The 20,166-nt window shown below is 60.5% G+C and carries 13 protein-coding genes and 8 pseudogenes; 6 read left to right on the top strand and 15 right to left on the bottom strand.

Annotated features, from left to right (window positions below):
• Positions 1-192 (top strand): annotated as a pseudogene (locus AB1J88_RS00990) (CoA transferase); the annotation flags it as partial.
• Positions 119-1,096 (top strand): annotated as a pseudogene (locus AB1J88_RS00985) (TIGR02285 family protein). The pseudogenes AB1J88_RS00990 and AB1J88_RS00985, both read left to right, overlap by 74 nt.
• A gap of 176 nt (positions 1,097-1,272) precedes the next feature.
• Here AB1J88_RS00985 and AB1J88_RS00980 read toward each other — a convergent pair.
• From AB1J88_RS00980 to xerD, 7 genes and pseudogenes are all read right to left on the bottom strand, one after another.
• Positions 1,273-1,554: a DUF3509 domain-containing protein gene (locus AB1J88_RS00980; protein ID WP_027610974.1), complete on the bottom strand. Its 282-nt coding sequence runs from the start codon at positions 1,552-1,554 to the stop codon at positions 1,273-1,275.
• A 162-nt stretch (positions 1,555-1,716) separates the two neighbouring features.
• Positions 1,717-2,124, bottom strand: coding sequence for a response regulator (locus AB1J88_RS00975; RefSeq protein ID WP_430289977.1), 408 nt, complete (start codon positions 2,122-2,124; stop codon positions 1,717-1,719).
• A gap of 127 nt (positions 2,125-2,251) precedes the next feature.
• A pseudogene (locus tag AB1J88_RS00970) lies at positions 2,252-3,603 on the bottom strand (transporter substrate-binding domain-containing protein).
• Between the two features lie 119 nt (positions 3,604-3,722).
• Positions 3,723-5,132, bottom strand: a complete 1,410-nt coding sequence (thrC, locus tag AB1J88_RS00965; RefSeq protein ID WP_430289976.1) for a threonine synthase — start codon at positions 5,130-5,132, stop codon at positions 3,723-3,725.
• A gap of 66 nt (positions 5,133-5,198) precedes the next feature.
• Positions 5,199-6,502 (bottom strand): annotated as a pseudogene (locus tag AB1J88_RS00960) (homoserine dehydrogenase).
• Positions 6,503-6,633: 131 nt separating this feature from the next.
• Positions 6,634-7,365, bottom strand: coding sequence for a bifunctional protein-disulfide isomerase/oxidoreductase DsbC (gene dsbC / locus AB1J88_RS00955; RefSeq protein WP_007967782.1), 732 nt, complete (start codon positions 7,363-7,365; stop codon positions 6,634-6,636).
• Between the two features lie 313 nt (positions 7,366-7,678).
• Complete coding sequence (gene xerD / locus AB1J88_RS00950; protein ID WP_430289975.1) at positions 7,679-8,575, bottom strand: site-specific tyrosine recombinase XerD; 897 nt, start codon at positions 8,573-8,575, stop codon at positions 7,679-7,681.
• Between the two features lie 108 nt (positions 8,576-8,683).
• Between xerD and AB1J88_RS00945 the strand changes: the two genes are divergently transcribed.
• Positions 8,684-10,492: a cation:proton antiporter gene (locus tag AB1J88_RS00945; RefSeq protein ID WP_430289974.1), complete on the top strand. Its 1,809-nt coding sequence runs from the start codon at positions 8,684-8,686 to the stop codon at positions 10,490-10,492.
• 106 nt (positions 10,493-10,598) lie between these two features.
• Here the strand turns inward: AB1J88_RS00945 and AB1J88_RS00940 are convergent, their stop codons facing one another.
• The 6 genes and pseudogenes from AB1J88_RS00940 to ffh all read right to left on the bottom strand — a co-directional run bounded on the left by AB1J88_RS00940 (position 10,599) and on the right by ffh (position 14,730).
• Complete coding sequence (locus AB1J88_RS00940) at positions 10,599-11,012, bottom strand: acyl-CoA thioesterase (RefSeq protein WP_041063151.1); 414 nt, start codon at positions 11,010-11,012, stop codon at positions 10,599-10,601.
• Between the two features lie 145 nt (positions 11,013-11,157).
• A pseudogene (gene rplS / locus AB1J88_RS00935) lies at positions 11,158-11,509 on the bottom strand (50S ribosomal protein L19).
• 45 nt (positions 11,510-11,554) lie between these two features.
• On the bottom strand, positions 11,555-12,307 hold the full coding sequence (gene trmD / locus AB1J88_RS00930) for a tRNA (guanosine(37)-N1)-methyltransferase TrmD (RefSeq protein WP_003221981.1): 753 nt from the start codon (positions 12,305-12,307) through the stop codon (positions 11,555-11,557).
• Between the two features lie 3 nt (positions 12,308-12,310).
• A complete protein-coding gene (gene rimM, locus AB1J88_RS00925) occupies positions 12,311-12,847 on the bottom strand; it encodes a ribosome maturation factor RimM (protein ID WP_108181782.1) in 537 nt (178 codons plus the stop codon).
• 5 nt (positions 12,848-12,852) lie between these two features.
• Positions 12,853-13,104 (bottom strand): 30S ribosomal protein S16, encoded by a 252-nt coding sequence (rpsP, locus tag AB1J88_RS00920; protein ID WP_003185073.1) that lies wholly within the window; start codon positions 13,102-13,104, stop codon positions 12,853-12,855.
• A gap of 249 nt (positions 13,105-13,353) precedes the next feature.
• Positions 13,354-14,730 carry a signal recognition particle protein gene (ffh, locus tag AB1J88_RS00915; protein ID WP_041063139.1) on the bottom strand — a complete coding sequence of 459 codons (1,377 nt, stop codon included), beginning with the start codon at positions 14,728-14,730 and terminating at the stop codon, positions 13,354-13,356.
• A gap of 194 nt (positions 14,731-14,924) precedes the next feature.
• Between ffh and AB1J88_RS00910 the strand changes: the two are divergent.
• The 3 genes and pseudogenes from AB1J88_RS00910 (at position 14,925) to AB1J88_RS00900 (ending at position 18,616) form a co-directional block, all read left to right on the top strand.
• Positions 14,925-15,736, top strand: a pseudogene (locus tag AB1J88_RS00910) (cytochrome C assembly family protein).
• A 12-nt stretch (positions 15,737-15,748) separates the two neighbouring features.
• A complete protein-coding gene (locus tag AB1J88_RS00905) occupies positions 15,749-16,990 on the top strand; it encodes an HlyC/CorC family transporter (RefSeq protein ID WP_222016367.1) in 1,242 nt (413 codons plus the stop codon).
• A 309-nt stretch (positions 16,991-17,299) separates the two neighbouring features.
• Positions 17,300-18,616: an MFS transporter gene (locus AB1J88_RS00900; protein ID WP_086792209.1), complete on the top strand. Its 1,317-nt coding sequence runs from the start codon at positions 17,300-17,302 to the stop codon at positions 18,614-18,616.
• Positions 18,617-18,730: 114 nt separating this feature from the next.
• Here AB1J88_RS00900 and purT read toward each other — a convergent pair.
• Positions 18,731-19,912, bottom strand: a pseudogene (purT, locus tag AB1J88_RS00895) (formate-dependent phosphoribosylglycinamide formyltransferase).
• 98 nt (positions 19,913-20,010) lie between these two features.
• Positions 20,011-20,166: pseudogene (locus tag AB1J88_RS00890) on the bottom strand (preQ0 transporter); the annotation flags it as partial.

The raw sequence follows: 20,166 nt of genomic DNA, 5'->3' as shown, positions 1-20,166 counted from the left end.
ATGTTCCTGCAGGCGAAACTGCCGGACGGCAAGCCTTTCAAGATGCCGGGCATCGTGCCGAAACTCTCCGAGACGCCGGGCACTTCCGAATGGGTCGGGCCACAGCTCGGTGAACACAATGCGCAGGTGCTGCACGATCTCGGCTACGACGAACAGCAGATCGCCCGGTTGCGCACAGACGGAGCCATTTAAGCTGAAACATCGCCAGACATCGGCCGCCAACCGCGCCCACCACGGGTGGACGTGGCGGCTGTTCGGCCTGCTGTTTCTGCTGGCCCTGCCCGCCTGGGCGCAAGCGAAACCCACGCTGATCTGGTTGCTGCGCGACTTGCCGCCCCTGACCATCTTCGAAGGCCCGAAAAAGGGCCAGGGCGTCATCGATCAACTGATGCCGATGCTGATCGCCGGCATGCCGCAATACGAACACACGCTGATGCGGGTCAATCGCGCCCGGGCATGCAGATGCTGCACGAGCCGTCCTTCACCTGCGATCCCTCGCTGATCTGGAGCAAGGAGCGCACGCAATGGATCACTTTCTCTATCCCGGCGTTTCGCGCTGTCAGTAATGGTCTGGTGGTGCGTCAGAAGGATCGCAATGTGCTGGCGCCGTACCTGATCGACGGTGAAGTCGATCTGACGGCATTTCTGGCCAACGGTGAAATCAAGGTCGGCGTCGTCGCAGAACGCAGTTACGGCGAGTATCTCGACACGCTGCTCAAGCAGGCCCCGGACGGTGCGCTGACGCCGCATTATGGCAACGACGCCTGAGCAGCCTGCTATCAATGCAGCGCCTGGGGCGGCTGCAAGTGGTGTTGGGTTACTGGCCGGAGATCCGCTATCAGGCGCATCAGGCGCAAATCGCCGAAGACCAACTGGTGTTCTATCCGATTCGTGGCACCGGCAAATATCTGTCCGGCTATGTCGGGTGTTCGATACGCCTCAGGGCCGTCAGGCGATCAGTGAGATCAACCAACTGCTGCGTACCCTGCCCCATGAGCAACTGAACCAGTCGTATGCCGACTGGCTGGACCCCGAAATGCGCACGGATTACCTGCAACAGGCACGAATCTTTTTCGAACAACAGGCCGCGCAATAAAAACCTGCGGGCAAAAAGAAACCCCGAGAAGTGGGGAGACGACTCGGGGTTAAACGCGGTCTACATAAAGACCCGTAGCAGCAAGCGACAAGCACCGGAGCACAATGCTTGATCCTGCTGTTACGGGGTCTGACTGACGGGAATGCAGGAAGGTTCCCACAAAAAATATTTCATCTTTACAGTGCCGCACGCTTATCCAGCGCCGCATTGCGCAAAGCCGCGATGACACAGGGCTCCAGCCGCCCTTCGGCGATCAGGACGTCGCGGTGCAACCCGTCGACCACATCGGTCAGCAGACGTTTGTCACTCAACTGCGCCTGATTGAATTCGCGCTCCACCACGAGGGCGCCGTTGCTGTTCTTCAGCGTCACCAGGCATTCGCCATGGGCGCCACACGGAGTCAACGTCACCTGATACGGGCTCAGAGCCTCACCGAGCAATAGACTGATACTTTCCATCTCGATCTCCACTCAATAGTCCGAAAACATTGTGCCTGGGGCGTGTTCACATTAAGTGACCACCGGCCCGAGAAGAAAGTTCTGAATGTCGCGCTGCTCACGAAGCAGTTAGCGGTCTGTCAGAGCATGCACGGTGAAGATGACAGAAACATAACCGTCGGTTCAGGCACTGGCCGACTGGGCTGCAGTTTGCAGGTAGCGGTCCAGCAGCCCGCGCATCAGCACTGCCGAAACAGGCGTTTGCAGGCGCCCCAGCAGCATCAACGCCTGTGTTTGCAGCAGGCTTTCGAGATCGCTCAGCAGGCCTGGTGCTACTCGCCCCAACAGAATGACAGCACTGGCCTCCCGCTCGGCCGCCAGATGCCGGATCAGCGCCAGGCCTTCCCCGCCTTTCAGCTGCGGATCGCAGATCGCGATGTCGACCCGGGTACGACGCTCCAGCGAGCAGCGTGCCGAGGCCAGCGATGACGCCGTGAGTACGTCATAGATACCGAACGCGTTGAGCATCTGGTGCAACGCCATCATTCGATAAGGGTCAGGTTCGAGAATCAGGACTTTGAGCGAGCGCATGGGCGACCTCGGAAACGGCAATCGCGGACTCGCCGCAGGGGTTGCCCACTTTAGGCGAGCCTCCTTCAGTCCCCCATCGGAAAAAGAGGCGCGTGACATAGGAAATTTCCCAATATCAATGCGGACCTTATCCCGCCTCAGCCTCACGCTGGGTGATATCTGTCCAGCCCCCGAGCAGGCCGCGCAATTCCCCTTTGGCGCTGTAGAACGGCACGGTCCACTGATAGATTTCCCGATTGCCATCGTTGAATTGCAAACGGCGCTTGCTGAAGCGGGTCCTGCGCGTTCTCAACTGAATCATGAATTCATCATGCAGCGTGGCGGCGGTCGCTCGCGGTAGCGCATCGACCTCGATCAAACGGCATCCCTGCACCTGCTCAAAGCGGAGCGACAACGCCTCTTCGTAACTCTTGTTGCACAGGATCAGGCGCCCTTCCAGGTCACGGACGAACACCGGATCAGGCATGGCATCAATCAATGCACGCTGGAAGACCAACTGATCGTCGAGCTCGCTTTGCACGTCTCGATGCCGCTTGATCACGGCCGCCATTCGCCGATTCCATAGCAGCGACATCACGCAAAAGCCCCCCACCAAAACCACCCCCCAGCAGCTCGAGCGGAGCCAGTGTTGCCAACCGGCGGCGGCAGGTTTCGGCCCGATGCCGCCCAGCCAGTTCAGGCGAATGGCCCGGAGTTCGGAAGCCGGGAACGCTTCAAGCGCCTTGTTCAGGATGCTCAGCAATTGCGGCTGCCCCTTGCGCACGGCCAGAAGATCGGCCTCCCATTTGCCCTCCAGCAATTCGCCGACCTTCAGCAGGCCGGAGGGATAGAGCTGCGCACCGATTTCATTTTCGATAGTGGCATAGGCCTCACCGCTTTCGACCAGCGCCCGCGCCTCGGCATAGGTTTCACCGAACGTAACTCGATGGACGGATAATCGCGCCGGATCACCCCCTCCAGCGCATGCCGACCCGGCAATACCAGCACCCGTTTGGCCAACTGCTCCAGTGACTGCACCTGCGGCTCGCCGGCGCGGCCGACAAATACCCAGCCGGCACCGCCAAAGGCATGACTGAAATCCAGGCTCAATCGGCGTTCATCATTCATCGCCAGGGTTGTGCTGATGTCCGCAGCACCGGTTTCCAGGCGCTCGAGCATTTGCGCGGTGGAAAAGGATTCCCTGTAGATGAACTGCAAGCCGGTCATGGCGCTGATGCGCTTGAGCACATCGCTGTTGAGGCCGCTCCAATGACCGTGCTCGTCCAGAAACAGGTACAACGGGTACTGCTCCGCCGCCACGATCACCGTAGGATTATCGCGAATCCATTGTCGCTCTTCCTCATCCAGCACCACGGTGCCGATGTTCAACTTGTCTTCCTCATGCGCCAGATGCGCCGCCGCGCTCACGCGCCAGCCGTACAACAGGCACAACAGCAGAACCTGCTTCAGGGTGTGTTTCCATCCTCTTTCAAACAGCATTGCCACTTCCTTCGTGATCGACTCACCCGTCCTTCATGGGCGAAAACCCGAGCAGTGTGGCAGCAGAAACAAAAAAGCCCGTCAGGAGACGGGCTTCAAAATGTGACAGCTTTTTCGGCTTACAACGGCTTGCCGCGGTTGCCATGCTGGCTGACAAAGGCCTGTACGGCTTTCAGTTCGTTCGGCAGAACGGTGCAACGCTCGTTTCGCTCAAACAAATCAGAAAGATGTGCAGGCAGTTCGAGAGCTTTTCCTACACCGGCTTTCTCCACGGCATCCGGGAATTTCACCGGATGTGCAGTGCCCAGAATCACCATCGGGATGTCCAGGCTGCGACGGCATTCGCGGGCGGCCTTGACGCCGATGGCGGTGTGCGGGTCCAGCACTTCGCCGCATTGCGCGTAGACTTCGGCGATGGTTTCGCAGGTTTGCGCGTCATCCACGGCCAGCGAGTCGAACAGTTTGCGGGCTTCGGTCCAGCGCTCTTGCTCGACGTTGAAGCCACCGCCCTGCTTGAACGAATCCATCAGCCCGGCGATGGCCGCGCCGTTGCGACCGTGCAGGTCGAACAGCAGGCGTTCGAAGTTCGACGAGACCATGATGTCCATCGACGGCGACAGCGTGGCGTGCAGGGTTTCCTTGACGTACTGATTGCCGCTCATGAAGCGGTGCAGGATGTCGTTGCGATTGGTGGCGACGATCAACTGGTTGATCGGCAGGCCCATGTTACGCGCCAGGTAACCGGCGAAGATGTCGCCGAAGTTGCCGGTCGGCACCGAGAACGCCACCGAACGCGCCGGGCCGCCCAGCTGCAGGGCTGCGTGGAAGTAGTAGACGATCTGGGCCATGATCCGCGCCCAGTTGATCGAGTTCACCGCTACCAGGCGCGTGCCCTTGAGGAAGCTCTGGTCGGCGAAGCTGTTCTTGACCATTTCCTGGCAGTCATCGAAGTTGCCTTCGATGGCGATGTTGTGGATGTTCTCGCCGACAATCGTCGTCATCTGCCGACGCTGCACTTCGGACACACGGTTGTGCGGGTGCAGGATGAAGATGTCGACGTTTTCGCAGTGCTTGCAGCCTTCGATGGCGGCCGAACCGGTGTCACCCGAGGTGGCACCGACGATGACCACGCGCTCGCCGCGCTTTTCCAGCACGTAATCGAGCAGACGACCGAGCAGTTGCAGGGCAAAGTCCTTGAACGCCAGGGTCGGGCCGTGGAACAGCTCGAGCACCCATTCGTTGCCGTTGAGCTGACGCAGCGGCGCAACGGCGCTGTGCGAGAACACACCGTAGGTTTCTTCGAGGATCTTTTTGAAATCGGCGTCCGGGATGCTGCCGGTGACAAACGGGCGCATGACCCGGAAGGCCAGCTCGTGGTACGGCAGACCGGCCCAGGAAGCGATTTCTTCCTGGGTGAAACGTGGCAGGTTTTCCGGGACGTACAGACCGCCGTCGGTGGCGAGACCGGCCAGCAGGACGTCTTCGAAATTCAGGGCCGGTGCCTGGCCGCGGGTACTGATGTAACGCATGACTGACTCCAATGCAGAGTGTTCGCAATGCCGGACCCGCGCACGGGCCCGGTCAATGATGGCGACTTAGTTCAGGTGCTCGACGCGGATCCGCACAACCGGACCGTTGACGCCCGCCAGCGCTTCGAGGGCAGCGATCGCATCGTTGATGCGCTGCTCGACCACGCGGTGGGTCAGCAGGATCATCGGCACCAGACCGTCATGCTCTTCGACTTCCTTCTGCATGATCGACTCGATGTTGATACCGCGCTCCGAAAGGATGCTTGCCACCTGAGCCAGAACGCCGGATGGTCCTTGGCCTGGATGCGCAGGTAGTAGGCGCTTTCGCAGGCTTCGATCGGCAGGATCGGATGCGCCGACAGCGAGTCCGGCTGGAAGGCCAGGTGCGGCACGCGGTTTTCCGGATCGGACGTCATGGCGCGAACCACGTCCACCAGGTCGGCGATCACCGACGAAGCGGTCGGCTCCATGCCGGCGCCAGCGCCGTAGAACAGGGTCGAGCCGGCAGCGTCACCGTTGACCATCACGGCGTTCATCACGCCGTTGACGTTGGCGATCAGACGATCGGCCGGGATCAGCGTCGGGTGTACGCGCAGCTCGATACCGGCAGCGGTGCTGCGCGCTACACCGAGGTGCTTGATGCGGTAGCCCAACGCTTCGGCGTAATTCACGTCGGCGGTGGTCAGCTGGGTGATGCCTTCGGTGTAAGCCTTGTCGAATTGCAGCGGAATGCCGAACGCGATCGACGCCAGAATCGTCAGCTTGTGCGCCGCGTCGATGCCTTCGACGTCGAAGGTCGGATCGGCTTCGGCGTAGCCCAGCGCTTGCGCTTCGGCCAGCACGTCTTCGAAGGTGCGACCCTTCTCGCGCATTTCGGTGAGGATGAAGTTACCGGTACCGTTGATGATCCCGGCCACCCAATTGATGCGGTTGGCGGACAGGCCTTCACGGATCGCCTTGATTACCGGAATGCCACCGGCCACGGCCGCTTCGAACGCCACGATCACGCCTTTCTCGCGTGCCTTGGCGAAAATCTCATTACCGTGAACGGCAATCAGTGCCTTGTTCGCGGTGACCACATGCTTGCCATTCTCGATGGCCTTGAGTACCAGCTCGCGGGCAACGGTGTAGCCGCCCATCAGCTCTATGACGATGTCGATCTCAGGGTTCGTGGCCACTTCGAAGACATCGTTGGTAATCGCAATACCGGTCGTCTGGAACTGAGGCTTTGGCGTGCGCATGGCAATTTGTGCCACTTCGATCCCACGCCCGGCACGACGAGCAATTTCCTCGGCGTTGCGCTGAAGTACGTTGAAGGTACCGCCACCGACGGTCCCTAACCCACAGATGCCTACTTTGACCGGATTCACTGTGAACTCCCCATGAAACGGCCGACGCAAGGTCGGCCGGAAAACAACCGCGTGTTCGCGGCTCTCTATTAATGGCCCGGCGAAGTTACCGCCGGACCATGATCGTCAACGGCGGACCGTGACGATGCGAATTACTTGGCGCCCAGCGCCAGTTTGGCGACTTGTGGCGCCGGCTGGTAGCCCGGAATGACTTGTCCGTCGGCCAAAACGATAGCCGGTGTGCCGTTCACGCCAATCGACTGACCCAAAGCGAACTGTTTGGAAACCGGGTTCGCGCACTTGGCGGCCTTGATTTCCTTGCCATCGACCATTTTGTCCATGGCGGCTTTCTTGTCGGTCGAGCACCACACGGCTTGCAACTGCTCGTCACCCGGCGAGCCGAGGCCCTGACGCGGGAACGCCACGTAACGCACTTCGATGCCGCGCTTGTTCAGCTCAGGCACTTCGGCGTGCAGCTTGTGGCAGTACGGGCAGGTGGTGTCGGTGAACACGGTGATGTGCGATTTGGTTTCGCCCACCGCCGGATACACCACGGTTTCGGCCACTGGAATGGCATTGATCAGTTTGGAGATGCCCAGGCGTTCGGTCTTCTCGGTCAGGTTGACCGGTTTGCCGTCCTTGAGCTGGAACAGGTAGCCCTGAACGATGTACTGGCCGTCGGCGCTGGCGTACAGCACGCGGCTGCCCTTGAGCTTGACTTCATACATGCCCGGCAACGGGCTGGCGCTGATGCTTTCTACCGGAACCTCGAGTTCGAGTTTTTCCAGGCTTTGACGAATGGCTTTGTCGGCCGCGTCATCGGCGACGGCAAAGGTGCTGACCAACGCAATGGCTGCGGCGGCGAAAATCTGGGTCAGACGCATGAGAACTCCTGAAGGCGGACAAATGAAACGGTCAGAACGCCCGTGCCGGAACACCGGGTCATAACCGTCCATCGTGCAAACCGGCAAAGCCTAACACATAAGGCCCGCATGGCCGAATGCGCCTGTCGCCAGACACTCCAGGCTGACTGACACACATTATTGTGGTGAGGGGATTTATCCCCGATGCAGGCGCTACGGTCGTGAATGGATACTTTGGTATTTTTATTAAACCCAAAGTTTTTGGGGCTGCTGCGCAGCCCATCGGGGATGAATCCCCTCGCCACGGGTAATTAATCCACCATTGAGGGGGGCATCAGCCTCTTGGGTGGTGTTTGGCATGCAGGTCCTGCAACCGTGCCCGGGCGACATGGGTGTAAATCTGCGTGGTCGACAGATCACTGTGCCCCAGCAGCATCTGCACCACCCGCAAGTCGGCGCCGTGGTTGAGCAGGTGCGTGGCAAACGCGTGACGCAAGGTGTGCGGTGACAGCGATTTGCCGATCCCGGCGACCTTGGCCCAATGCTTGATCCGGTGCCAGAAGGTCTGGCGCGTCATCTGTTCGCCGCGCTGGCTGGGGAACAGCACATCGCTGGGACGCCCGCCCAGCAGCTCGCTACGGCCATCACGCAGGTAGCGCTCGACCCAGACAATCGCCTCCTCGCCCATCGGCACAAGCCGCTCCTTGCTGCCCTTGCCCATCACCCGCAACACGCCCTGACGCAAGTTGACCTGCTCCAGCGTCAGGCTCACCAGTTCGGTCACCCGCAGCCCGCAGGCGTACAGCACTTCAAGCATCGCGCGATCACGCTGACCGATGGCTTCGCTCAGGTCCGGTGCCCTGAGCAGCGCTTCGACGTCCGCTTCCGACAACGATTTGGGCAGTGGCCTGCCCAGTTGCGGCATGTCGACGCGCAAAGTCGGATCGACCGTAATCAGTTTTTCCCGCAGCAGATAGCGATAAAAGCCACGCACACCGGAGAGAAATCGGGCGGTGGAGCGTGGTTTGTAGTTCTGCTCCAGACGCCAGGACAGGTGATCAAGGATCAACTCGCGACCGGCATTGATCAGCTCGAGGTTTTTCTCCTGCAGCCAGCCGTTGAACAGCGCCAGATCGCTGCGGTAGGCGCCGCGGGTATTGTCGGACAGGCCCTTTTCCAGCCACAGGGCGTCGAGGAATTGGTCAATCAGCGGGTGGTCGATGGCAGGCATGGGCGCTCAAGACACACAACCTCCGGGGCTGCGTGCAAATGTCGAGTGAACTGTAGGAATGGCCGCTAGTCTTTCATAGCCCGCCATTTCAAGGAACAAGGAGCTTCAATGAACGAACAACAAATTCTCTTGGCATTTGGCGGGATCGGCGCCGCTGCGCTGGGGTGCCAGTGGCTGGCGTGGCGCCTGAAGCTGCCGGCCATTCTGTTTTTGTTGCTGACCGGGATTCTCGCGGGCCCGGTGCTCGGCTGGCTCGACCCGCAGGAAATGTTCGGCCCGCTGCTGATGCCGCTGGTGTCGCTGGCGGTCGCGTTGATCCTGTTTGAGGGCAGTCTGACCCTGCATCTGTCGGAATGGCGCGAGATCGGCAGCGTCGTGCATCGCCTGGTGACAATCGGCGCGCTCACGACCTGGGTGGTGATTGCCGTCGCGACCCACTTCCTGCTCGGCTTCGACTGGTTGCTGGCAATTCTGTTCGGCAGCCTGACGCTGGTGACCGGGCCGACGGTGATCGTGCCGATGCTGCGGGTGGTGCGACCGAAAGCCTCGATCGCCAACATTCTGCGCTGGGAAGGCATCGTCATCGACCCGATTGGCGCCCTGCTTGCGGTGGTGGTCTACAGCTTCATCATCGCCCGCTCCGAGGGTAACGGCCTCGAACAGAGCCTGTTGACCTTCGGCGGCGTGATTGCCTGCGGCAGCGTATTCGGGGTGGTCGGCGGCTGGGTGCTCGGCACCATCATCCGTCGCCAATGGCTGCCGGAATACCTGCACAACCTCGCCTCGCTGGCGGCGGTGTTGGGGATTTTCATTGCTGCCAACCAGGTGATGCATGAGTCCGGTCTGTTGGCGGTGACGCTGATGGGCATGTGGCTGGCGAACATGAAGGGCGTGGATGTGCGGCACATCCTGCACTTCAAGGAAAACCTGAGCGTTTTGCTGATTTCCGGACTGTTCATTCTGCTGGCGGCGCGGCTGGATCTGCATGCACTGATCAGCCTCGGGCCGTTGGTGCTGATTCTGCTGCTGGTGATTCAACTGATCGCGCGTCCGCTGAACGTGCTGTTGAGCACTGCTGGCTCCAGCCTGAGCTGGCGTGAACGCGCCTTGCTGTGCTGGATCGCCCCGCGCGGGATCGTGGCGGCAGCGGTGTCGGCGATTTTCGCGATTCGCCTGGATCAAGCCGGACACGAAGGTGCGCTGCTGCTGGTGCCGCTGACTTTCGCGGTGATCACCGGCACCGTGGTGCTGCAAAGTGCAACCGCTCGGCCACTGGCACGCTTGCTGAACGTCGCTGAACCGGCGCCGAGCGGCTTCCTGATCGTCGGCGCCAACGGCCCGGCGCGGTTGCTGGGCAAGTCATTGCAGCAACTGGGCAGCCGCGTACTGTTGACCGATTCGAGCTGGGAGAATATTCGTGCGGCGCGCATGGAGGGGTTGCCGACGTACTTCGGTAACCCGGCGTCGCAGCATGCCGATGCGCATCTGGATCTGGTGGGGCTGGGGCATCTATTGGCGCTATCGCCCTCGGGCGAATTGAATACTTTGGCGGCAATGCGCTTTCGCCACGACTTTGGTCACCAGCGTTTGTTCGGTCTGGCCAGCGGTCAGGAAACTCGTCGCACTGACAAGCATCGCGCGAGTCTGGAGCATCGCGGCAATCAGCTGGGCAGCGAGGCGCTGACCTATGCCAAGCTGGCCAGCCTGATCAGCAACGGCGCCGAACTGTACAGCACGACGCTGACCGACGGTTTTGGCTGGGAGGATTACCAGGCATTGCATGGCAATCGAGCGACTCTGCTGTTCATGCGTGATGACAGCGGGTGGGTGCACGTGGTGACGCCGGAGACTGCTGTGAAACCGGGATCCGGGTGGACCTTGTTGGCGCTGATTCAGCCGGAGGCCAGCGGCGCCTGAGCTGACGCTTCGCGAGCAGGCTCGCTCCCACTGTGATCGGAAATTGTGTCCAACACAGAACCTGTGGGAGCAAGCCTGCTCGCGAATGGCGCGACTCGGTTTCAGATCAGGCTGCAAACCCAGGCAGCACCGGCACCGGCCGCTTGTCATCATCAATAGCGACAAAGCTGAACTGCCCGTGGATCGCCTTCTCGCGACCATCGCAGCTCATGCTCTCGACAAACACTTCCACTTCAACCTTGAGGCTGGTGTTGCCGACTTTGATCACCCGCCCTACCAGCTCGACGATCGAACCAGCCGGGATCGCATGATTGAAGTCAATCCGGTCGGTGGACACAGTCACCAAAGGCAGACGGCAGAAGCGTGTGGCGGTGATGAACGACACTTCGTCCATCCACGCCAGCGCGGTGCCGCCGAACAGGGTGTTGTGATGGTTGGTGGTCGGCGGGAAGACGGCTTTGGTCACGCGCGTTACCGAGAGTTCGGTGCGGCGCTGGATTTCCTGGTCGCGGGTGGTCATAAAGAATGGCTCTGATTTCTGGCTCCCGAAACACAAGCAAGATCAAAAGATCGCAGCCTTCGGCAGCTCCTACAGTGGGGGCAGTTTATTGCAGGCAACAAAAAAGCAGCCCGTAGGCTGCTTTTTTCTGCATCGGAAGCTGGACTTAAGCCAGTTTTTCCTTGATGCGAGCTGCTTTACCCGACAGGTCGCGCAGGTAGTACAGCTTGGCTTTACGTACGTCACCGCGACGTTTAACAGCCATGCTGTCGATCTGCGGGGAGTAGGTCTGGAAAGTACGTTCTACGCCAACACCGTTGGAGATTTTACGAACGGTGAACGCACTGTTCACAGCCGCGGTTACGCTTGGCGATGACAACGCCTTCGAACGCTTGCAGACGGGAACGATCGCCTTCCTTCACTTTCACCTGAACGACAATGGTGTCGCCTGGGGCAAAGGTAGGGATTTCTTTGGTCATCTGCTCTGCTTCGAGTGCAAGGATGATTTTGTTGGTCATGCTGTGCTCCTAAGGTAAATCAACTGATCTACCATCGATACGTTGTTAACTATCGTCCCGCTCGCGGATGTATTCCTCGAGCAGCTTCTTCTCTTCTCCAGAAAGCGAGCGGCTTTCCAGAAGATCGGCGCGTCGTTCATAGGTCCGACCAAGGGACTGCTGTAAACGCCAACGCCGGATATGCGCGTGATTGCCACTTAGCAACACGTCGGGAACACGCTGATCCGCATACACCTCAGGTCGGGTGTAGTGCGGGCAATCCAGCAGACCATCCGTAAAGGAATCTTCCTCAGCGGAATCCGCATGCCCTAAAGCTCCGGGCAGCAGTCGTGTAACCGCATCGATCATGACCATGGCCGGCAGCTCGCCGCCAGACAGTACATAGTCACCAATCGACCACTCTTCATCGACATGAGCCTCAATAAAGCGCTCGTCAATGCCTTCATAGCGGCCGGCAATCAGGATCAATGCATCCGATTTTGCCAACTCGCGTACCGCCGACTGAGTCAGTTGACGGCCTTGGGGGGACAGGTAAATCACCTTCGCCGCCTCCCCGGCTGCTGCCTTGGCCTGAACCAGAGCATCTTCCAGGGGCTTGATCTTCATCACCATGCCCGGACCACCGCCAAACGGGCGATCGTCCACAGTGTGATGCCGATCCGTCGTGTAATCCCGCGGATTCCAACAGGTCAGCTGCAACAGCCCCTGTTTGACCGCACGACTGGTAATGCCGTACTCACTGATGGCCGAAAACATCTCGGGGAACAACGTTATGACGTCTACGCGCAGGCTGGCCATTGCTTAGAAGTCCGCGTCCCATTCCACCCTCATCACGCCTGCATCCAGATCGATTGTCAGCACGCATTGCTCCGTGTAGGGCAACAACCGCTCACGATCATCCAGGCTGCCCGCGCAGGGCTTGACCACCAATACATCGTTCGCGCCGGTCTCCAACAGGTGATCAACCTTGCCGAACAATTGCTCGTCCTGGTTGATGACGCTCAGACCCTGCAACTGGTACCAGTAGTACTCGTCGCCTGTCAGGTTGGGCAAAAGGCTTCGCGAGATGCAAATCTCGTAACCGCTCAGAAGACGGGCTTCATCGCGATCGTCGAGGCCTTTGAGCTTGGCAACCAGATCCTTTTGAGTGGACCGGCCGCTGACCAGCTCGACCTGTTTCACCACGCCTTCGCGCCGAAGCGTCCAGTGGCGGTAGTCCAACAGGTTTTCAATCGGATCGGTAAAGGAAAAGACCTTCACCTCGCCGCGAACGCCGTGAACCGAAAAAATCTTGCCGACAACGATCAGGTCATCAGCTTTTTCTGGCGTCGCGCTCATACTGCTCAGGCTGCAGCCTTGGCAGATTCCTTCAGCAACTGAGCAACACGCTCAGAAGGCTGTGCACCAACGCTCAGCCAGTAGGCTACGCGCTCTTGGTTCACGGACAGACGGATTTCCTGACCACGGGCAACAGGGTTGAAGAAGCCAACCTGTTCTTTGTGGGAGCCGTCACGCGGGTTACGCGAGTCGGTTACGGTCAGGTGGTAAAACGGGCGCTTTTTGGAGCCGCCAAGGGCAAGACGGATTGTTAGCATGTGAACATCGTTCCTGTAGTCGGTGCTGCAAATCTAAATGCACAGCGGGCATGGGTGCCCGAAAGGCCGCATATTCTAAGGAATATCCGGACTTTTGCAAATGACTTTTTCCGGCGCCTATGGCATGCCGTGCGGATTTGCATATAGAGCCGTCGATGAAAACGGCCGGTCAGCTCCCGCCGAGTGCGGGTTTGCTGTTGATCCTGCGTCCTTGCAGGGTCTGCGCCGGTGCGACGACCGGCGAGATCTTTACATTTTTGGCATGCCGCCGCCGGGCAACATACCGCCCATGCCGCGCATCATTTTCGCCATACCGCCCTTGGCGGTGAATTTCTTCATCATCTTCTGCATCTGCTTGTGCTGCTTGATCAAGCGACCGATGTCCTGCACCTGGGTGCCGGAACCCATGGCGATCCGGCGTTTGCGCGAACCGCTGATCAGCTCAGGGTCGCGGCGCTCGGCCGGGGTCATGGAGTTGATGATGGCTTCCATCTGCTTGAACTGTTTCTCTGCCGCGTTCTGGGCATTGCCCATCTGCGACAGGTTGACGCCGCCGATGCTCGGCAGTTTGTCCATGAGCCCGCCGAGGCCGCCCATATTCTTCATTTGTTGCAGCTGATCGCGGAAGTCTTCGAGGTCGAAGCCCTTGCCCTTCTTCAGCTTCTTGGCCAGCTTGTCGGCCTTGTCCTTGTCGAGGGTCGCTTCAGCCTGTTCGATCAGGCTGAGCACGTCACCCATGCCGAGGATCCGCGAAGCGATACGCTCAGGGTGGAACGGATCGAGTGCTTCGCTCTTCTCGCCCATACCAATGAACTTGATCGGCTTGCCGGTGATCGCGCGTACCGACAGCGCCGCACCGCCTCGGGCATCGCCGTCGACCTTGGTCAGGATCACACCGGTCAGTGGCAGCGCATCACCGAAGGCCTTGGCCGTGTTGGCGGCGTCCTGACCGGTCATGGCGTCGACCACGAACAGGGTTTCGACCGGCTTGATCGCGGCGTGCAGCGCCTTGATCTCGCCCATCATCTCTTCATCGATGTGCAGACGACCGGCGGTGTCGACGATGACCACATCGATGAATTTGAGTTTTGCTTCTTTAATAGCCGCGTTGGCGATGTCGACCGGCTTCTGGCTCAGATCGGACGGGAAGAACGTCACGCCGATGTCGTTGGCCAGGGTTTCCAGCTGCTTGATAGCCGCCGGGCGGTAGATGTCCGCCGATACGACCATCACCGACTTCTTCTTGCGCTCTTTAAGGAAGCGCGCGAGCTTGCCGGCGGTGGTGGTTTTACCGGCACCCTGCAGACCGGCCATCAGAATGACGGCGGGCGGCACAGCGCTCAGGTTCAAGTCTTCGTTGGCCGCGCCCATCAGGCTTTCGAGTTCGGCCTGGACGATCTTCACGAATGCCTGGCCCGGCGTCAGGCTGCGCGACACCTCGGTGCCGACAGCGCGCTCCTTGACCGAATTGACGAAGTCCTTGACCACCGGCAGGGCGACGTCGGCTTCGAGCAACGCCATGCGCACTTCGCGCAGGGTGTCTTTGATATTGTCTTCAGTCAGCTTCGCCTTGCCGGTGACATGGCGCAGCGTCTGCGAGAGACGGTCGGTTAAGTTTTCAAACATTGCGCGATCCTTTCAGGCCCTGTGTAGACCGGGATAATGGCGGCCCAGACCGGATTCAACATGTGCTCGGCGAGCCTGCGGCGTGGGCAGGTCGCGGATTATAGCGAAGACTGCGTCGGGCGGACACCTCGCACTTTCGTGGTGTGCGGTTCTATGCCAAACTCAGCGCCTTTCGGGCCTGCCTAACAGGATTTATGCTCCCCTTGTCACCCAGTTTGCTGACCACGCTCGCCGCCGCTCTTCTTTATGCCGCTGCGACCCTTTATCAGGGCACCCGCCTGGCCTCCGGCGCCAAGGCGAACAAGCGCCTGCTGGTTACGCTCGGCATCCTCGCCGTGCTCGCCCACAGCGCCAGCCTGCTCACTCACCTGCTGACCCCGATCGGCCTGGGCCTGGACTTCTTCAGCGCCGCCAGCCTGATCGCCGCGGCCGTCATCGCCCTGACGCTGCTGGCCTGCTCGCGGATCCCGGTGGAAAACCTCTTGGTGCTGCTGTTCCCGCTCGGCGCGGCGACGGTGTTGCTGGCGCAGTTCGCGCCGGCCGGTACGGTGCAGATCATCGACGAAGAGCCGGGCATCCTCGCCCACATTCTGCTGTCGATCCTCGCCTACGGCATGTTCACCATCGCGGTCTTCCAGGCCTTGCTGCTGCTGGTGCAGGATCACCAGCTCAAGCACAAGCACCCGTCGGGCCTGATCAAGAACTTCCCGCCGCTGCAAACCATGGAAAGCCTGTTGTTCGGCTTTCTCTGGGCCGGCTGGACGCTGCTGTCGCTGTCGCTGATCTCCGGCTGGCTGTTCGTCGAGAACCTGTTCGCCCAGCATCTGGTGCATAAGACCTTGCTGGCGTGCCTGGCGTGGGTGGTGTTCAGCGTGCTGCTGTGGGGCCGTAATCGCCTCGGCTGGCGCGGCCACAAGGCGATTCGCTGGACCCTCGCCGGTTTCTGCCTGCTGATGTGGCGTATTTCGGCAGCAAACTGGTTCGTGAATACATCCTGCACATCTGACGGGCGGCATAAATGGACGGTTTGCCCATAGGGCCGATGCTTGCGGTATTTGTCCTGCTGATTTTATGGTCGGGGCTGTTTACCGCCGTCGAAATCGCGCAGCAGCACTTGCTCGCGCAACGCACCGCCTCGCGCGCCAGCGATAAACCGCTGGCGAAGCTGAGCTTCCCGCTCGACAGTCTGATCCTGTGCAACACCCTGTGCCGCGCCCTTGCGGTGGTCATTGCCACGCTGCTGGCAATCTTCCTTTGCGAAGAAAACGGCCCGTGGGCAGCCTGCCTCGGTGCCGCTGCCGTGTTGCTGGTGTTTGCCGATTACTTCCCACGCACCGTGGCCCAGCGCTATCCGGAGGCCGTGCTGTCCTTCGGCAATACCCTGCTGGCCGTTCCGCTGAAAATTCTTTATCCGCTGGCCTGGCTGCTGAGCCGCATCAGCGGTTTGCTGCTGCGTCCCTTCGCGCGCAAAACCCAAGTGGTGCAGCAAAGCGAAGACGAAGAACCTGCCGACCCGAACGACGACCCGGAACACCCGTCTCGCGCCCACCCGGTTTCCGGGATCCACGCGCTGGACAACATCACGGTCAACGACATTCTGGTGCCGCGCAGCGATGTCGACGGCATCAACCTCGACGACTCGATCGAGGAGATCATCGAACAACTGCGCCACAACAAACGCACGCGCCTGCCGGTGTTCCATAGCGACATCAACCAGGTCGAAGCGGTGCTCAACACCCGGCAAATCCGCCATCTGCTCAACGATGGCGAGCTGACCCGCGAAGCACTGCTGGCCGCCAGCTACGAACCGTACTTCGTTCCGGAAAGCACGCCGCTGCAACTGCAACTGCTCAATTTCCACAAACAGCAGCGCCGGCTGGGCATGGTGGTGGACGAATACGGCGAAGTGCTGGGCATCGTTACCCTGGAAGACATTCTCGAAGAAATCGTCGGCGAATTCGAAAGCGAGCACAGCCTCGACAACCCGCACATCCATCCGCAGCCCGACGGGCGCATGGTGATCGACGGCACCGCGTCGATCCGCGAGTTGAACAAATGCCTGGGCTGGCATTTGCCGAGCGACGGGCCGAAAACCCTCAACGGCCTGGTGACCGAGGCGCTGGAAACCATTCCGGACAGCGCGGTGTGTCTGAAGATCGGGCGTTATCGGCTGGAGATTCTCGAGACCGAGGACAACCGGGTGAGCAAGGTGTTGATCTGGCATACGAGCGCTGTGCCTGCTTTGGTGCCGGCCAGATAAAAGATCAAAAGATCGCAGCCTTCGGCAGCTCCTACATTTGGGAATGCGTTCCTCTGTACTCTGTAGGAGCTGCCGAAGGCTGCGATCTTTGCTCTTGTTCATTCGTTAGCCCCCTTCCTATAATCGAGCCGCTTACCCAAGCGCTGCCGAGCCCTGTGCTTACCCCGCACTAAAGCGGTTTTGGCCATTTTCCGCACTACCCCGACGACTGTTCCTACTCGAAACAGCGCTCGCGTCTCATCCCACATCCCTGGGTGTTCAACCATAATAATTCGCTCCAACGGAGCCATGACTGTCAGGGATCACCGCATGACGACCAGTACCGCTTACAGCGCCACCGCGCCTGCCCAGCCGACCAACTCCGCCACCCGCGTGGCAACGGCGAGCTTCATCGGCACCGCCATCGAGTTTTACGACTTCTATGTCTACGCCACCGCCGCTGCACTGGTGATCGGACCGGTGTTCTTTCCACAGACGTCCGGCACCGCGCAAATGCTCTCGGCGTTTCTCACTTTCGGTATCGCCTTCCTCGCCCGACCGCTGGGTTCGGCGCTGTTCGGCCACTTCGGTGACCGCATCGGGCGCAAATCGACGCTGGTCGCTTCACTCTTGCTGATGGGCGTGTGCACCACGCTGATCGGCGTGCTGCCGGGTTACGACAGCATTGGCGCCTGGGCACCGATTCTGTTGTGCGTGCTGCGTTTCGGTCAGGGGTTGGGCCTGGGCGGCGAATGGGGTGGCGCGGCGTTGCTGGCCACCGAGAATGCGCCGAAGGGCAAGCGGGCGTGGTTCGGCATGTTCCCGCAACTGGGGCCTTCGATCGGTTTTCTCGCGGCCAATGGGTTGTTCCTGACCCTGGCCATGACCCTCAATGACGAGCAGTTCCGCAGCTGGGGCTGGCGGATTCCGTTTCTGCTCAGCGCAGTGCTGGTGATGGTCGGTCTGTATGTACGCCTCAAGCTTCACGAAACGCCGGTGTTCGCCAACGCGATTGCCCGTCAGGAGCGAGTGAAAGTGCCGCTGGTCGAGCTGTTCAGCCAATACTGGGCGCCCACCCTGCTCGGCGCGGCGGCGATGGTCGTGTGTTATGCGCTGTTTTACATCTCGACGGTGTTTTCCCTGAGCTACGGCGTGTCCACCCTCGGCTACAGCCGTGAGACGTTTCTTGGACTGCTGTGTTTTGCCGTGCTGTTCATGGCGGCGGCTACACCGTTGTCCGCCTGGGCCAGCGATCGTTACGGGCGCAAACCGGTGCTGATCGTCGGCGGTGTGCTGGCGATCCTGTCCGGATTCCTGATGGAGCCGTTGCTGACGCAGGGCTCGACCTGGGGCGTGGCGCTGTTCCTGTGCATCGAGCTGTTCCTGATGGGCGTGACGTTTGCCCCGATGGGCGCGCTGCTGCCGGAACTGTTTCCGACCCACGTGCGCTATACCGGCGCATCGGCGGCCTACAATCTGGGCGGCATCGTCGGCGCCTCGGCGGCACCGTTCTTTGCGCAGAAACTGGTGGCGATGGGCGGTTTGAGTTATGTCGGCGGGTATGTGTCGGCGGCAGCGGTGCTCAGCCTGATTGCGGTGCTGTGCCTGAAGGAAACGCGTGGCAACGATCTGAATCAGGTTGCCTGATAGATCGCTATCGCGGGCAAGCCCGCTCCCACAGGGTTTTCGGTTGATCACAAATTTTGTGCACAACCAAAAAACCTGTGGGAGCGAGCTTGCTCGCGAATGCCGCGCCTCGGTTTACAGCTCTACAACAACAGCCTGAGCCGCACGGGTCGCCTTGGCACGAGCCGCCTCAATCGACTCATCCCGCGCCAGCGCCACGCCCATCCGGCGCTGACCGTTGACTTCAGGCTTGCCGAACAGCCGCAGTGCGGTATCCGGCTCGCTCAGCGCTGCGCCAAGGTTGGCGAACGCGGTCTGGGTCGACTGCCCTTCCACCAGAATCACCGCCGAAGCGGATGGGCCGAACTGACGGATCAGCGGCACCGGCAGACCGAGAATGGCGCGCGCGTGCAGGGCGAACTGCGACAGATCCTGGGAAATCAGGGTCACCAGACCGGTGTCGTGCGGGCGCGGCGAGACTTCGCTGAACCACACCTGATCACCCTTGATGAACAACTCGACGCCGAACAGCCCGCGACCACCCAGAGCCTCGGTCACGGCTTTGGCCACGCGCTCGGACTCAGCCAAGGCAATCGGGCTCATGGCCTGCGGCTGCCAGGACTCCTGATAGTCGCCCTTTTCCTGACGGTGACCGACCGGTGCGCAGAACGTGGTGCCGCCGATGTGGCGCACGGTCAGCAGAGTGATTTCGTAGTCGAAATCGATGAAGCCTTCGATGATCACCCGACCTTTGCCGGCGCGACCGCCCTCTTGCGCGTAATCCCAGGCTTTCTGCACGTCATCGGCGCTGCGCAGCAGGCTCTGGCCTTTGCCCGACGAGCTCATGACTGGCTTGACCACGCACGGGAAGCCCAGATCCTGAACGGCTTTGCTGTAGTCCTCGAAGGTGTCGGCAAAGTGGTACGGCGAGGTTGGCAGGTCCAGCTCTTCAGCGGCCAGCGACGGATACCTTCGCGGTTCATGGTCAATTGCGCGGCGCGGGCGGTCGGTATCACGGTGAAGCCTTCGGCTTCCAGCTCGACCAGCGTGGCGGTGGCGATGGCTTCGATTTCCGGCACGATGAAGTGCGGCTTCTCGGCTTCGATGACTGCACGCAGCGCGGCGCCGTCGAGCATGTTGATCACGTGGCTGCGGTGCGCCACCTGCATGGCCGGCGCGTTGGCGTAACGGTCGACGGCAATCACTTCAACGCCCAGGCGTTTGCAGCTCGATCACCACTTCCTTGCCCAACTCACCACAGCCACACAGCAATACGCGGGTCGCGGTTGGCGACAATGGAGTTCCGATACGGGTCATCTCAGGTCCTCAAAGAAGCGGATCATCGAGGAAAGCAACGCCAGACGCGCTTTCCATGGGGAGAAAGCGCGGCATTTTACATGAACCGCAGGGTTGGCTCAGCTGGCGACAGCCTGTTTGCGCTCGCGCCAGGCCATGATCAGCCAGACGGCAGTAACACCTGCGAACTTCGAGGCCAATGCCGTGATGATCACCGGTGGCGTCATCAGGTCGATCATGCCGAAAAAGATGAAGGTATCGAGGGGAATGCTCAG

The sequence above is a fragment of the Pseudomonas sp. S8 genome, assembly GCF_050473925.1.
Lineage (GTDB): Bacteria > Pseudomonadota > Gammaproteobacteria > Pseudomonadales > Pseudomonadaceae > Aquipseudomonas > Aquipseudomonas parakoreensis.
This window is presented reverse-complemented; position numbering and strand designations above follow the sequence as displayed.